General features: G+C 64.0%; 13 protein-coding genes. 1 reads left to right on the forward strand and 12 read right to left on the reverse strand.

Annotation, left to right across the window (positions count from 1 at the left end; all coding sequences use genetic code 11):
- Nucleotides 1–37 precede the first annotated feature (37 nt).
- The 11 genes from trpC to FLM21_RS07300 all read right to left on the reverse strand — a co-directional run bounded on the left by trpC (nt 38) and on the right by FLM21_RS07300 (nt 11104).
- Nucleotides 38–835, reverse strand: coding sequence for an indole-3-glycerol phosphate synthase TrpC (trpC, locus tag FLM21_RS07250; protein ID WP_148714927.1), 798 nt, complete (start codon nt 833–835; stop codon nt 38–40).
- A 2-nt stretch (nt 836–837) separates the two neighbouring features.
- A complete protein-coding gene (gene trpD / locus FLM21_RS07255; protein WP_148714928.1) occupies nt 838–1869 on the reverse strand; it encodes an anthranilate phosphoribosyltransferase in 1032 nt (343 codons plus the stop codon).
- 41 nt (nt 1870–1910) lie between these two features.
- On the reverse strand, nt 1911–2480 hold the full coding sequence (locus tag FLM21_RS07260) for an aminodeoxychorismate/anthranilate synthase component II (protein WP_148714929.1): 570 nt from the start codon (nt 2478–2480) through the stop codon (nt 1911–1913).
- A 23-nt stretch (nt 2481–2503) separates the two neighbouring features.
- The gene (gene trpE, locus FLM21_RS07265; RefSeq protein WP_148714930.1) at nt 2504–3973 is read right to left on the reverse strand and encodes an anthranilate synthase component I; all 1470 of its coding nucleotides are present in this window, start codon (nt 3971–3973) and stop codon (nt 2504–2506) included.
- Between the two features lie 211 nt (nt 3974–4184).
- On the reverse strand, nt 4185–5348 hold the full coding sequence (mltA, locus tag FLM21_RS07270) for a murein transglycosylase A (RefSeq protein ID WP_148714931.1): 1164 nt from the start codon (nt 5346–5348) through the stop codon (nt 4185–4187).
- Nucleotides 5345–5608: a PhaM family polyhydroxyalkanoate granule multifunctional regulatory protein gene (locus FLM21_RS07275; RefSeq protein WP_148714932.1), complete on the reverse strand. Its 264-nt coding sequence runs from the start codon at nt 5606–5608 to the stop codon at nt 5345–5347. The genes mltA and FLM21_RS07275 overlap by 4 nt, the downstream gene beginning before the upstream one ends.
- Nucleotides 5609–5678: 70 nt before the next feature.
- A complete protein-coding gene (locus FLM21_RS07280) occupies nt 5679–7949 on the reverse strand; it encodes an NADP-dependent malic enzyme (protein WP_148714933.1) in 2271 nt (756 codons plus the stop codon).
- A 191-nt stretch (nt 7950–8140) separates the two neighbouring features.
- On the reverse strand, nt 8141–8794 hold the full coding sequence (locus tag FLM21_RS07285; protein ID WP_148714934.1) for an HAD family hydrolase: 654 nt from the start codon (nt 8792–8794) through the stop codon (nt 8141–8143).
- Nucleotides 8791–9510, reverse strand: coding sequence for a bifunctional 2-polyprenyl-6-hydroxyphenol methylase/3-demethylubiquinol 3-O-methyltransferase UbiG (ubiG, locus tag FLM21_RS07290; RefSeq protein ID WP_148714935.1), 720 nt, complete (start codon nt 9508–9510; stop codon nt 8791–8793). The genes FLM21_RS07285 and ubiG overlap by 4 nt, the downstream gene beginning before the upstream one ends.
- Nucleotides 9511–9512: 2 nt before the next feature.
- Complete coding sequence (locus tag FLM21_RS07295; protein WP_148714936.1) at nt 9513–10817, reverse strand: TRZ/ATZ family hydrolase; 1305 nt, start codon at nt 10815–10817, stop codon at nt 9513–9515.
- Between the two features lie 92 nt (nt 10818–10909).
- Complete coding sequence (locus tag FLM21_RS07300) at nt 10910–11104, reverse strand: hypothetical protein (RefSeq protein ID WP_148714937.1); 195 nt, start codon at nt 11102–11104, stop codon at nt 10910–10912.
- Nucleotides 11105–11292: 188 nt separating this feature from the next.
- Between FLM21_RS07300 and FLM21_RS07305 the strand changes: the two genes are divergently transcribed.
- Entirely contained in the window at nt 11293–12330 is a 1038-nt protein-coding gene (locus FLM21_RS07305; protein WP_148714938.1) for a Gfo/Idh/MocA family protein, read from the forward strand.
- A 67-nt stretch (nt 12331–12397) separates the two neighbouring features.
- Here the strand turns inward: FLM21_RS07305 and FLM21_RS07310 are convergent, their stop codons facing one another.
- Nucleotides 12398–14002 carry a methyl-accepting chemotaxis protein gene (locus FLM21_RS07310; RefSeq protein WP_148714939.1) on the reverse strand — a complete coding sequence of 535 codons (1605 nt, stop codon included), beginning with the start codon at nt 14000–14002 and terminating at the stop codon, nt 12398–12400.
- Nucleotides 14003–14045: the final 43 nt, after the last annotated feature.

The following is a 14045-nucleotide window of genomic DNA, read 5'->3' on the forward strand; positions in this document are numbered from 1 at the left end:
TAAGCGGGCGTGGTGGTGGTCTGCCTGGCGCTAAACGCTATTGCGCTGGAAACAAGGATTGAAGCGCCTTTCCGGGCTGTTGCTGACGCATGAATGCCTCGCCAACCAGAAAGGTATGCACATGGTTTTGTTGCATCAGCGCAACATCATTTACTGTATGAATGCCGCTCTCGGTCACCACGATGCGGTCGGCAGGGATGCGTTCCAGCAGGCCCAGCGTGGTATCGAGGCTGACCTCGAAGCTGCGCAGGTTGCGGTTGTTGATGCCGACGAGGGGCGTGGCCAGTTCGAGTGCGGCATCCAGTTCCTCACCGTTGTGCACCTCGACCAGCACCGCCATGCCGAGCGCATGGGCAATCGCTTCGAAGTCGCGCATTTCGGCGAGGCTCAGTTCGGCGGCGATCAGCAGCACACAATCCGCGCCCCAGGCACGCGCTTCGAACAGCTGGTATTCGTCGACCATGAAGTCCTTGCGTAGCGCCGGCAAGGTGCAGGCAGCGCGCGCGGCCTTGAGGAAGTCCGGGTGGCCTTGGAAATAAGGCGTGTCGGTCAGTACCGACAGGCAGGCCGCGCCGTGGGCAGCGTAGTCGGCAGCGTGCTCGGCGGGATTGAAGTCGGCACGGATCACGCCCTTGGACGGGCTGGCCTTCTTGATCTCGGCAATGACTGCGGCTTGTTGGGCTGTGTGCTTGGCGCGGATGGCGCCGACGAAATCGCGCAGGTCAGCGCCGTTGGCCTCTGCCTGCTCACGGATTACGGCGAGCGGGATGGCGCGGCGGGCGCTGGCGACTTCCTCGCGCTTGGTGGCCCAGATTTTCTTCAGGATGTCGGACATGGTCACTGCTTCGCAAACTGTTGGGTGAATTGCACCAGCGCGTCGAGCTTGGCGCGGGCGGCACCGCTCTTTAGCACATCATTGGCGGCGCTGATGCCGTCTTCCAGCGTGACGGCCAGGTTGGCGGTGTAGATGGCGGCGCCGGCGTTCAGCAGCACGATGTCGCGGCAGGGGCCGGTCTCGCCGGCCAACACGCCTTCGATGATGGCCTTCGATTGCTGTGCATCACCGGCGTGTAGCGCCTTCACGTCGCAGAATTCGAAGCCGAGCTCGCGCGGATCGAGTTCGTATTCGGTGATATCGCCATCCTTGAGCTCGGATACCAGTGTCTTGTCCATCAGGCTGATTTCGTCGAGCCCGTCACGGCCATGGACGATCATCACGTGCCTGGAGCCGAGCTGCTGGAGCACACGCGCCTGGATGCCGACGAGATCGGGGTGGAACACACCCATCAGCTGGTTGTCTGCGCCAGCCGGGTTGGTCAGCGGGCCCAGGATATTGAAGATGGTGCGCACGCCCATCTCGCGGCGGATCGGTGCCACATACTTCATCGCCGGATGATGGTTGGGTGCGAACATGAAGCCGAGGCCGACTTCGTCGATGCAGTGGCCAGCCTGTTCCGGTGTGAGCTGCAGATTGACGCCGAAGGCTTCGAGCACGTCGGCCGAACCGGAGCTCGACGACACTGAGCGCCCGCCATGCTTGGCGACCTTGACTCCGGCAGCCGCAGCTACGAAGGCCGAGCAGGTGGAGATATTGAAGGTGTGCGCGCCATCGCCGCCGGTGCCACAGGTGTCGACCAGGTGACGGCGATCTACTACTTGCACCTTGGTCGAGAACTCGCGCATCACAGTCGCCGAGGCGGCGATCTCGGATACGCTCTCGACCTTGGTGCGCAGGCCTATCAGCAGCGCTGCGGTCTGCACCGGGGTGATCTCGCCGGTCATGATCTGCCGCATCAGGTGCAGCATTTCGTCGTAGAACAGCTCGTTGTTGTCGATCAGGCGATTCAGGGCCTGCTGGACGGTGATCATAGTGCGTCTCCTAGGCGAGGCGTCGGCATTGCCGCGCAGGGTCAGGCATGTTCCTTGAGGAAATTATCCAGCATGGCGTGGCCATGCTCGGTCAGGATCGATTCGGGATGGAACTGCACGCCCTCGATCGCCAGCGTCGTGTGGCGCACGCCCATGATTTCGCCGTCTTCCGTCCATGCGGTGACTTCGAGGCAGTCGGGCAGCGTTTCACGTTCGATGGCCAGCGAGTGGTAGCGGGTCACGGTGAAGGGGGAGGGCAGGTTGCGGAACACACCCTGATTGGTGTGCTCGATTGGTGACACCTTGCCGTGCATCAGCGTCTTGGCGTGGATCACCTTGCCGCCCAGCGCCTGGCCGATGGCCTGGTGGCCGAGGCAGACGCCAAGGATGGGCAGCTTACCGGCGAAGTGCTGAATGGCTGGCACCGAAATGCCGGCCTCAGTGGGCGAGCAGGGGCCGGGTGACACCACCAGATACTTGGGGGCGAGCGCCTCGATCTGGTCCAGCGTGATCTCGTCGTTGCGGTAGACGCGCACGTCCTGGCCGAGCTCGCCAAAGTACTGCACCAGGTTGTAGGTAAAGGAGTCGAAATTGTCGATCATCAGCAGCATGGCAGTATCCTCTTGATCCGGAATCAGGCGTCGAGCCCGCGTTGAACCAGCTCGGCGGCGCGCAGCACGGCGCGGGCCTTGTTCAACGTCTCCTGCCATTCGCTGTCGGGGACAGAGTCGGCAACGATGCCGGCGCCGGCCTGCATGAACAGCGTGTCGTTCTTGACCACGGCGGTACGCAGCGCAATCGCCACGTCCATGTCGCCGTTGAAGCCGAGGTAACCCACTGCGCCGGAATAGACGCCACGCTTGGTCGGTTCCAGTTCCTGGATGATTTCCATCGCTCGCACCTTGGGTGCGCCGGATACAGTGCCAGCGGGGAAGGTGGCCTTGAGTACGTCGATGGCGCTTTGGCCTTGTTTCAGGCGGGCTTCGACGCTGGAGACGATGTGCATCACGTGCGAGTAGCGCTCGATGATCATCTTGTCGACCAGCTTGACCGAGCCGGTCTCGGCGACGCGGCCGGCGTCGTTGCGGCCCAGATCGATCAGCATCACGTGCTCGGCGATCTCCTTGGCATCGGCCAGCAGCTCCTCGGCCAGTGCTTCGTCCTGATCGCGGGTCTTGCCGCGCGGACGGGTCCCGGCAATCGGGCGCACGGTAACCGTCTCGCCTTCGAGCCGGACCAGGATCTCCGGCGAGGCACCGACGATATGCATGTCGCCGAAGTGATAGAAGAACATGTACGGCGAGGGGTTGATCGAGCGCAGCGCGCGATAGAGTGCCAGCGGCTCCTGCTCGAATGGCATGGTCATGCGCTGTGCCAACACGACCTGCATCACATCGCCGTCGCGGATGTAGTCCTTGGCCTTGAGCACCGCGGCTTTGAACGGCTCCTCGCCGAATTCGGAAACCGGCGTATGCACTTCGGCGGCGGGGCCACTGAACGGTACGGCCACCGGCTCGCGCAGCTTGAGCCGCAATGCATACAGCCGCTCCTCGGCGCGGGCGTAGGCATCGGTTTCGCTCGGGTCGGCGTAGACCACGAGGTAGAGCTTGCCTGAGAGGTTGTCGACGACGACCAGCTCCTCGGACAGCAACAGCTGGATGTCCGGCGCACCGATGGGGTCGGGCTTGTGCTGCTCGGCCAGCTTCTTTTCGATGTAGCCGATGGTCTCGTAGCCGAAGTAGCCGACGAGGCCGCCGAGAAAGCGTGGCAGGTTGTCGCGATGCGGCGCCTTGAAGCGTGCTTGGAACTCGGCGATGAAGTCGAGTGGGTTGCCGTCGAAAGTCTCGATCACCTGATCGTCGCGGATCACGTCGACGTGGCGGCCTGTCACGGTAAGGCGGGTGCGCGCTGGCAGGCCAATGAACGAATAGCGGCCGAAGCGCTCGCCGCCGACGACCGACTCGAGCAGATAGGAATAGGGGCGGTTGGCGAGCTTGAGATAAACCGACAGGGGAGTGTCGAGGTCGGCGTAGAGCTCAAGGATCACAGGGACGCGGTTATAGCCCTGCGCGGCAAGCGCCGCGAATTGTTCACGGGTGGTCATGACGAACTCCAAACGATGGGAAAGGCGACAGGAAGGGGCGTGCGGCCGTTATTGCCAGCGACGCCATCGCCATTCGAGCCAGATCTCGTTGGAGTGGAAAGCCATGATATGCGGGAAAACCACGAATTGAACGTAAGCCTGCATCTTGCCCAAGCCGGCACGGGCGGTCAACTTTGCGACCCACCCGTGCAACAGGCTGCACGACAGCCGCTTATTGCGGCGGCGGTGCACCCTTGGGCCACAGCAGCCAGAGCTTGCCCGGCTGCTTCATCCGGCCGGCGAGCTCACCGGCGGCATCGCCGGTGCCGTAGAAGAAATCGGCGCGGACCTGGCCACGGATCGCACCCCCGGTATCCTGGGCGGCGGCCAGTCGCTGCAGCGGCGCACCGTCCGGCGTGGTGGTGGCGATCAACATCGGGCTGCCCAGTGGCACGGCCTTGGGATCGATCGCCAAGCTGTAGCCGGCGGTGAGCGCCACGCCCATCGCGCCGATGGGGCCATCGTTCGAGGCGGGCAGCGTGCGGAAGAACACGAAGCTGGGGTTGCTGGCGAGCAGTTCCGCGAGGCGAGTGGGGTTGGCGCGGGCCCATTGGCGGATCGATTGCATCGAGACTTCGCTTGCTGGCAGCACACCTTGCTCGACCAGCCAACGCCCCACTGGCTTGTAGGGGTGGCCGTTCTGGTCGGCGTAGCCCAGCCGTAGCTCGCTGCCATCAGCCAGCCGGACCCGGCCCGAACCCTGAACCTGCATGAATTGCAGGTCCACCGGGTCGGTCAGCCAGGCGAGCGCCGGCGTGGCAAGGCCCTCACGCTGGATGGTGCCGGCGTCGGGATATGGCACCAGCTTGCGGCCTTCGACGCGGCCGCGCAGCCGCTTGCCCTTGAGTTCGGGATAGATGCTGGCGAGCTCGACCGTGATCAGGTCGTCCGGCACGCCGTAGACCGGCACGCTGGCCGCGGCGCTGCGTTCCCGGCTGCCGGGGTAGACCGGTTCGTAATAGCCGGTGATCAGGCCGCTATCGCTGCCATCATCGTTGCGCAATGCATACGGCGTGAGACGCGATTGCAGGAATGCGCGGATCGCCGCCGCATCCGGCGCGATCTTGGCAGCGTCGGCGCAAACCGGCTTGAAGGCCGACTCGCGGGCCTTGCTGCAGTGGCGGCGCCAGGCATCGAAGCCGGCAACGAGGTCGGTATCGGCAGTCTGCGGCAGTGCCGACCAGTCGGTAAGCTGATAACGGGCGACCGGTTGTGACGTCGGTGTGACGGTGCCTGGCGTGTGGCCAGTGACGGGCGTCGTCGGGGTGCTTGGCGGTGTGGTGCAGGCAGCCAGCAGCAGCGTGCTGGCGAGGACAGGGGCGAGGAGGCGGGTCATGCGTCTTGGTCAGGTGGATGGCCCTTGGGTTCCAGTCCCTGCTTGAAGGCGGCTAGGCCAGCCTTTTGCAGCTCCAGTGTCTTCACCGTCATCTGCAGCATGCCGACCTGCATGGTCAGCCATTGCTCAACGGTGCGGCATTCGAGGATCTTGCGATCGAGTTCCTCTTCGCTGAGCGGCGGCATGAAGGGATTGGCTTGGCCGGGCTTGAAGAACTGGCCGAAGAAACCGAAAGGGTCGCTGGGGTTGAATTCGCTCATGGCGCGCTCCGTCACGGCGCCACCGGGCGCCTGCCGCCATTGTAGGCGGCAGGCCGGGCTCTGGCGATGGTCAGGATTTGGTCGCGGCTTCCACGGCGGCGAGCGCCGCCATGTTGACGATGCGCCGTACCGAGGCGGTGGGCGTGAGGATGTGCGCCGGCGCGGCGATGCCGAGCAGGATGGGGCCGATGGTCACACCGTCGCCGGCGGAGATCTTCAGCAGGTTGAACGAGATATTGGCCGCATCGATATTGGGCATCACCAGCACGTTGGCTTCGCCCTTCAGCGTGGAATTGGGGAAGACCTGGGCGCGGATATCAGCCGACAGCGCGGCATCGCCGTGCATCTCGCCATCGATTTCCAGATCCGGCGCGCGCTCGCGCACCAGCGCCAGCGTCTGCTGCATCTTGCGTGCCGAGGTGCTGTCGAGCGTGCCGAAGCTGGAATGGCTCAGCAATGCCACCTTGGGCTGGATGCCGAACTTGCGCACGGTGTTGGCGGCCATCAGCGTGATCTCGGCCAGCTGTTCAGCACTGGGGTCGGGGTTTACATAGGTGTCGGCGATGAAGATGTTGCCATTGGTCATCAACAGCGCGTTCATCGCCGCGGTGGTGCTGACGCCGGGCTCGCGGCCCAGCACGTTCTGCAGATACCAGTGGTGGCGGTGATATTGGCCGTGGGTGCCGCAGATCAGCGCATCGGCCTCGCCGCGTTTCACCATCAGCGCACCGATCAGCGTGGTCTTGCCACGCACCTCGGACTTGGCCAGCTCCTCGGAAACGCCACGCCGCTCCATCAGCTGCAGATACATGGTCCAGTATTCACGGTAGCGCGGGTCGTCCTCCGGATTGCACAGCTCGAAATCGACCCCCGGCTTGATGCGCAGCCCCGCCTGTTCGATGCGCATCTCGATCACCCGTGGGCGGCCGATCAGGATGGGATAGCCGAGCTTCATGTCGACCACTTCCTGCACCGCGTGCAGCACGCGCGCATCCTCACCCTCGCAGAACACCAGGCGCTTCTGCACCTTGCGCGCGGCCGAGAATACCGGGCGCATGAACAGGTTGGACTTGTAGACGAACTGCTGCAGCTCCTCCACGTAGGCACCCATGTCGGCGATCGGCCTGGTAGCGACACCGGCATCCATGGCTGCTTGCGCCACGGCGGGCGCGATCTTCACGATCAGCCGTGGATCGAAGGGCTTGGGGATCAGGTAGTCCGGCCCAAAGCGCAGGTTCTGACCGACATAGGCATCGGCCACGACGTCGGATTGCTCGGCATGCGCCAGCTCGGCGATGGCATCGACCGCGGCGTGCTTCATGCTCTCGGTGATGGTGGTGGCGCCCACGTCGAGCGCGCCACGGAACATGAAGGGGAAGCACAGCACGTTGTTGACCTGGTTCGGGTAGTCAGAACGGCCGGTGCACACCACGGCGTCGGCGCGCGCGGCGCGTGCCTCGGGTGGGGTAATTTCAGGATCGGGGTTGGCCAGTGCCAGGATCAGCGGATGCTCAGCCATGGCCTTGACCATGTCCGGACTGACAAGCCCGGCGCCGGAGAGGCCCAGGAAGATATCCGCGCCAGCGATGGCATCGTTCAGCGTGCGATGCGGTGTGTCGCGTGCGTAGCGCTGCTTGGTCTCGTCGAGCCCGCTACGCTCACTGTGGATCACACCCTTGGAATCGCACACCAGCACGTTTTCGCGCCGCACGCCGAGTGAGACCAGCAGGTCCAGACAGGCGATCGCTGCGGCGCCGGCGCCACTGGCCACCAATTTCACCGAGCCGATGTCCTTGCCAACCAGACGAAGGCCGTTCTTCACCGCCGCGCCGACGATGATGGCGGTGCCATGCTGGTCGTCGTGGAACACGGGGATCTTCATGCGCTCGCGCAGCTTCTTCTCGACGTAGAAGCACTCGGGCGCCTTGATGTCTTCCAGATTGATGCCGCCGAAGGTCGGCTCCAGGCTGGCGATGATCTCGACCAGCATTTCCGGGTCCTTCTGTTCGATCTCGATGTCGAATACATCGATACCGGCAAACTTCTTGAACAGCACGCCCTTGCCTTCCATCACCGGCTTGCCGGCCAGTGGGCCGATGTCGCCGAGACCCAGCACCGCGGTGCCGTTGGAGACGACCGCGACGAGGTTGCCGCGGGCAGTGAGGTTGCGCGCCTGGTTCGGATCTTCGACGATGGCCATGCAGGCAGCTGCGACGCCGGGCGAATAGGCCAGCGCCAGATCGCGCTGGCTGGACAGCCCCTTGGTCGGCACGACCTGGATCTTTCCCGGTCGCGGCAGCAGGTGGTATTCCAGGGCTTTCTTCTTCAGTTCCTCGTCCATTCCGCGCGTCCTATGCCGGGCTCGGCCAGTTCAAGTGATTTCTTAAATGCTGGACGCGTGAAGTAGGCTTTACAAGCTAGGGTTTTGCCGAATGGGGAAGGTCGGGATGGCAGAGGTGTTGCGGCCCGGCGCCCTGCGGTCGGGCAGGGGCGCCGGTGACGGTTTGTACGGCTTGTCGTAACGAAGGCCGATCAGACCGGCAGGTGCGGCAGCAGCTCGAGCGGATGGCGGATGCTGAAATCGGCGCCCCATTCGTGCGGTCGGTCGGCATCGGCGATATAGCCCCAGCCGGCGAGCACGGTCTTCATCTCGACTGCACGGCCCGCTTCGATGTCGCGTTCGGCGTCGCCAACGTACCAGCACAGGTTGGCGGGGAGACCCAATTGCTCGGCGGCGAAGCGCATCGGCTTGGGGTCGGGCTTGGCGACGCCAACGGTGTCGCCGGAGACAATGACTGCCGGCGGTACCGGCCAGGAGAGCTGTGCCACCAGCGGATCGGTGAAGCGCGCCGGCTTGTTGGTGACGATGCCCCATGCCAGGTCGCGCGCCGCCAGCTGCTCGATCAGCGGCGCAATGCCATCGAACAGCGTGGTTTCGGCGGTGAGGCAGTACGCGTAGTGATCGAGGAAGCGCTGACGCAGCTCGGCGAAGCGGGGATCGGCTGGCGTCACGCCAAAGCCCAGTTCCAACAGGCCGCGTGCGCCGTGGCTGGCAATGGGGCGGATGGCCGAATAGGGCTGGATCGGTAGGCCTTCTTCGAGCAGCAGGCGGTTGAGTGCGCCGCCGAGGTCGGCTGCGGTATCGGCCAGCGTGCCGTCGAGATCGAACAGGACGGCCTTGATCATGCCGGCTTCCTGCAAGCGACGAGGTAGTTCACATCGGTGTCGCCGCCCAGTTCGTAGATGCGGCCGAGCGGCTTGTAGTTGAGGCCGGTGAGGCTGACGGTATCGAGCCCCGCGGTACGCGTCATGCGGCCCAGCTCGGATGGCTTGATGAACTTGGCATAGTCGTGCGTGCCGCGTGGCAGCATGCCAAGCACGTATTCGGCGCCCAGCACCGCCAGCAGATAGCTCTTGGCGTTGCGGTTCAGCGTGGAGAAGAAAATCCAGCCACCCGGGCGGGCGAGTTCGGCGCAGGCTGCGACCACGCTGGCGGGCGAGGGCACATGCTCCAGCATCTCCAGGCAGGTGACCACGTCGAAGCTACCCGGCGCCTCGGTAGCCAGCTCCTCCACCGGCACCTTGCGGTAATCGATGACGAGATTCGATTCCATCGCGTGCAGCTTGGCGATCTTCAGCGATTTATCAGCGAGATCAATGCCGGTGACCAGCGCGCCGCGCTGCGCCAACCCTTCCGAGAGGATGCCGCCGCCGCAACCGACATCGACCACTTTCTGCCCGGCAAGCGGCACGTGCTGCTCGATGAAGTCGAGTCGCAGTGGGTTGATGTCGTGCAGTGGCTTGAACTCGCTGTCCTTGTCCCACCACTTGTGGGCAAGGGCGGAGAACTTGGCGAGTTCGGCGGCGTCGGCATTGACGATGGGGGCGGCGGTATCGGACATGGTCAGGCTCGGGCGATGATTCGATCGTGCCAGCGCCGGGCGCGCTGCTGGATGTCGGGCAGATCGAGGCTCAAATGGCGATGTTCGGCATACACCGCGCGCCCGGCGATCCAGACATGGCTGACCTGGTTGCGGTCGGCCGCATACACGAGATGGGAGACCGGATCGTAACATGGCTGCGTCCCGGCCGCGGAGAGGTCGACCGCGATCACGTCGGCCTCCTTGCCCGCTTCCAGGCTGCCGATGCGCGTATCCCAGCCCAGCGCGCGGGCGCCGCCCAGCGTGGCCATTTCCAGTGCCTGCCAGGCCGGCAGCACTTCAGGATTACCGCTGGCGCCCTTGGCCAGCAGGGCGGCGAGCCGCAATTCGGCGAGCAGGTCGAGCTTGTTGTTGCTGGCGGCGCCGTCGGTGCCGATGCCGACATTGATGCCAGCGGCGAGCTGGTCGGCGATGCGGGCAAAGCCCGAGGCCAGCTTGAGATTGGAGGCGGGATTGTGCGCCACGTGCACGCCGTGCCGTGCCAGCAGTGCCAGCTCGTCGTCGCTGGTGTGCACCATATGCGCGGCGATCAGGTTGCTGCCCAGCACGCCGAGACTGGCCAATCGCGCCAGCGGGCGCACGCCATGTTCCCTGAGGCTGCCGGCGATCTCGTCCTGTGTTTCGTGGATATGGCAATGAATGCCGACATCGAGCTCGTCGGCCAGCGTGACCACGCGGCGGAAGGTGTCGTCGCTGACCGTGTACGGCGCGTGCGGCGCCAACGTGAAGCCGACGAGCGACTCGCCGCGAAATTCGTCGATGCAGGCCCGCGCCTTGCCAATATAGCCGTCGGCATTCGCTGCATAGGGCGTGGGGAATTCCAGGATGGAGCAGCCAACCATCATGCGAAAATCGCTGGCTAGCGCCGCCCGGGCCACCGCGCCATGGTGGAAATACATGTCGTTGCAGCAGGTCGTGCCGCCGGCGATCATCTCGGCGATGGCGAGCAAGGTGCCGTCGAACACAAACTCGTCCGATACATGCCGCCCCTCGGCGGGCCAGATGTGCTCGTTCAGCCAGGTCATCAGCGCGAGGTCGTCGGCATAGCCGCGCAGCAGCGTCATCGCCGAATGCGCATGCAGATTGACAAGGCCGGGCAGCAACACGTGTTGCGGCAGGCGGGTGACGGTGGCTTCCGGGTATTGGGTGAGCGCGTCGCTGGCGGGCAGCAGATCGACGATACGGGAATCGTCGATGATCAGTGCATGCGCTTCAAGAATGACGCGAGGCTGGATGGGAATGATCCAGCGGGGCAGCAAGATCTGCATGGGGCGACATGGGCAATGGCAGGGAGCGCATTGTGCCGCAAAAACAAAAAGCCGACCTTGCGGTCGGCTTTTCGCGATTCGCTAAGCGCGAATTACTTGGCAGCCGAAGCAGCCGAAGCAGCCGGGGCCGAAGCCGGAGCCGAAGCAGCAACCGGAGCCGAAGCGACCGGAGCCGAAGCTTCAACCGGAGCCGAAGCAACTGCCGAAGCTTCAACAGCCTCATCTTTCTTGCCGCAAGCGGACAGGGCAACAGCGAACAGAGCAGCAACGATCAGCGATTGTTTCATTTTGAATAGCCTTATGTTTAAGGGTAGAAAACCGTTTAAGCTCGACGCCGATTTGCCAATTAACTTGGGGCCTTGCGGCTGCGTCGATTTATCAACGCAGCGGATTCTAGCTATAAAGCGCGGGTAGCCAAATGGCGGAAACGCTACGCCGTGTAACGGCATGCAACACCAAAGGCTAAAATAGCGGCATGGGCGTGGCCCGTGCGATGGAGAGCGCCGTGCCGGAGCGAGAAACATTGAAGCCATTGCGGGTCGGATTGCTGGGGTGTGGCGTCGCGGCGCGCGAGCTGCATTGGCCGGCGTTACAAAAGCTGGCTGGTCGTATTCAACTGGTGGCGGTCTGCAACCGTACGGGCGCCAAGGCGCAGGCTTTTGCCGATCTGGTCGGCGGGATCGATTGGTACGAGGATTGGCAACAGCTGCTGGCGCGCACCGATATCGATGCCGTCGATATCGTGCTGCCGGCCACGCTCAATCTCGCTGCGACGAGGGATGCGCTGGCTGCCGGCAAGCATGTGCTGGTTGAAAAGCCGCTGGCTGCCACGCCAGCGGATGCGCTGGCGATGCAGGCATTGGCAGATCGCTACCCGCAGCTTGTCACCATGGTGGCGGAGAACTATCGCTATGCCTGGTTCGTGGAACGGCTGCGAGCCTGGATTGCCAGTGGCGAGGCGGGTCGACCGTACGCGTTGCACTGGAATGCCATGTCGCGGATGGCACCGGACAACCGCTACATCATCAGCGGCTGGCGTAGCAGCGATGCCTTCCCGGATGGATTGTTGCTGGATGCGGGAGTGCACTACGTGGCGGTGGTGCGGGCGCTGCTGGGCGAGATCACCCGGGCCACGCTGTTGCCTTCGCGCGTTCAACCGCATCTGGGGCGGTTCGACGGTGGCAGCCTGCAGTTCCAGACCGAAACCGGTGCGCATGGCTCGCTCAACCTGTACTTTTCCGCCGTGGGCAGCCAGGAGTGGCGCTTGCAGCTGTTGGCCGAGCATGGCTGTGCCGAGTATGACGGGACTTGTCTGCGGATTCGCACGCTTGGCGGTGAAACGGTGGAGCAGCGCCCCGACGACGATGGTTATGCCGCAGAGTTCCAGGCGTTTGCCGATGCGGTGGCAGGAAAAGCGGCGCATCGTTCCGGTTTCGACGAGGCGTGGCGTGATATGCAGGTGATCAGTCAGTCATTGGCGCAGCCAGGTGTCCAGCAATCGTTCGGGTTTTGATTCATCTGCCCAGGGCAAGCCCAATAAAAAACGGCCGAAAGGCCGTTTTTTATTGGGCGGAGCATCATCACACGCGGTAACGGCTGACGGTTTGTTCCATGTCTCGCGCCAGTTGCTGCAGGCGTTCGGCTGATTGCGAAGTGTGGCCGGCAGCGGCGCTGTTTTCCTCGGCCATCTGTGCGATGCGTTCGACTACCTGGGCGATGTTGTTGCTGGCAACGCTCTGCTCGCGGATGGCGCCGTTGATATCGGCCACGCGTGCGACCACCTCGCCGGAACCTTGGCGGATCTGGCGGATGGCATCGCCGGCGGCACGGGCTTCGCCGACGCCTTCCTCGACCTGGCCGACGGCATTCTGCATCCGTGCCACCGCGGAATCTGCACCTTGCTGGATGGCGAGGATGGTGCCGGCGATTTCCTGGGTGGATTGCGAGGTGCGCTCGGCAAGCTTGCGGACTTCGTCGGCCACCACCGCGAAGCCGCGGCCCTGTTCGCCGGCTCGTGCGGCTTCGATGGCAGCATTCAGTGCCAGCAGATTGGTCTGGTCGGCGATTTCCTTGATGACGTTCACCACGGCGGAGACGTCGGCGCTCTTGGCCTGCAGCGCGGCGATCTCGTCGGCGGCGGCACGCACGGTGTCGGCGATGCCATCGATCTTGGCGACGGTGCCCTCGATCACGTGGCCGCCATCCTGGGCCAGTTGGCCGGACTTGCGTGACAGCTGGTCGGCTTCGCCGGAACGATCGGCCACGTGGTTGATGCTGACGGTGACCTCCTCGACGGTAGCGGCCATGTTGGAGGCTGCTTCGCTGGCGTGGTGGGCGGTCTGCGACAGTTCATTGGCGGTTTGCGACAGCTGGTTGGCGGAACCCGAGACTTCGGTGATCTTGCCGCTGACTTCGCGCAGGCTGCGCTGCAGGCGTTCGATCAGGCCGTTGAAGGCGGTCACGGTCTGGCCGATCTCGTCATTGCTCGATACCTGCACGCGGCGGGTGAAATCGAGTGATTGACCGATGTCGGTGACGGTCTGCTGCATTCGCGTCAGCGGGCCGGTGATCGCGCGCAACAGGATGGTGCCGAACACCGCGAGGCCGGCCACGGCGGCGAGGATGACAACGGTGAACAGGATCTTGCCGTTGCGTTGGCTGGCCTCGACCTCGGCCCGGTAAACCTGGCCGCGCTTGACGTTGTAGGCGACGAGCTGCTGCAGCGATGTCTCGGCGGCAAGGGCGGCTTCGCGCATCTTGCCAAGCGAGGCCGCTACATCGCCAAAATCATCGGCCTGCTGGATCACCTCGGCGGCGGCGGCGTTGAATGCGGCGAGCTTGGGCTGGAAGGCGCTGTACAGCTGGCGCTCTTCGGTGGAGACCACCGTGGTTTCGTAGGTCTTGAGGTTTTCCTGGATGGTCTTGGTGTTGTTTTCGAGCGAGGCGTTGAGCTTCTGGCGCAAGCTCGCATCGAAGGAGCCGCCCAGCTGGTAGAGCACCAGCTGCTGCACCTTGTAGCTGTTGTTCACCGCGTAGAGCTTCTCCAGCCCAGCGAGCGATTCGTCGGCCAGGTGCGTGATCGAGGTTTCGGTGCGGCTCAACTGCACGAAGGCGATGCCGCCCACCACGCAGAGCGCTAGGATGGCCACCCCGATCAAAAGCAGGATGCGCTGGCTGATCTTCATCGTGTTCTCCAGTAGCGGATAGCTATATAAGCCGTTACTTTAA

Origin of the sequence: Chitinolyticbacter meiyuanensis (genome assembly GCF_008033135.1) — a bacterium.
GTDB lineage: Bacteria > Pseudomonadota > Gammaproteobacteria > Burkholderiales > Chitinibacteraceae > Chitinolyticbacter > Chitinolyticbacter meiyuanensis.

Excerpts from the sequence above, each read along its gene's own strand:
- FLM21_RS07305 (WP_148714938.1), top strand. The coding sequence starts at position 11,293 with ATGGGCGTGGCCCGTGCGATGGAGAGCGCCGTGCCGGAGCGAGAAACA.
- FLM21_RS07300 (WP_148714937.1), bottom strand. The coding sequence starts at position 11,104 with ATGAAACAATCGCTGATCGTTGCTGCTCTGTTCGCTGTTGCCCTGTCC.
- FLM21_RS07295 (WP_148714936.1), bottom strand. The coding sequence starts at position 10,817 with ATGCAGATCTTGCTGCCCCGCTGGATCATTCCCATCCAGCCTCGCGTC.
- trpC (WP_148714927.1), bottom strand. The coding sequence starts at position 835 with ATGTCCGACATCCTGAAGAAAATCTGGGCCACCAAGCGCGAGGAAGTC.
- FLM21_RS07285 (WP_148714934.1), bottom strand. The coding sequence starts at position 8,794 with ATGATCAAGGCCGTCCTGTTCGATCTCGACGGCACGCTGGCCGATACC.
- FLM21_RS07260 (WP_148714929.1), bottom strand. The coding sequence starts at position 2,480 with ATGCTGCTGATGATCGACAATTTCGACTCCTTTACCTACAACCTGGTG.
- trpE (WP_148714930.1), bottom strand. The coding sequence starts at position 3,973 with ATGACCACCCGTGAACAATTCGCGGCGCTTGCCGCGCAGGGCTATAAC.
- trpD (WP_148714928.1), bottom strand. The coding sequence starts at position 1,869 with ATGATCACCGTCCAGCAGGCCCTGAATCGCCTGATCGACAACAACGAG.
- FLM21_RS07275 (WP_148714932.1), bottom strand. The coding sequence starts at position 5,608 with ATGAGCGAATTCAACCCCAGCGACCCTTTCGGTTTCTTCGGCCAGTTC.
- mltA (WP_148714931.1), bottom strand. The coding sequence starts at position 5,348 with ATGACCCGCCTCCTCGCCCCTGTCCTCGCCAGCACGCTGCTGCTGGCT.
- FLM21_RS07280 (WP_148714933.1), bottom strand. The coding sequence starts at position 7,949 with ATGGACGAGGAACTGAAGAAGAAAGCCCTGGAATACCACCTGCTGCCG.
- FLM21_RS07310 (WP_148714939.1), bottom strand. The coding sequence starts at position 14,002 with ATGAAGATCAGCCAGCGCATCCTGCTTTTGATCGGGGTGGCCATCCTA.
- ubiG (WP_148714935.1), bottom strand. The coding sequence starts at position 9,510 with ATGTCCGATACCGCCGCCCCCATCGTCAATGCCGACGCCGCCGAACTC.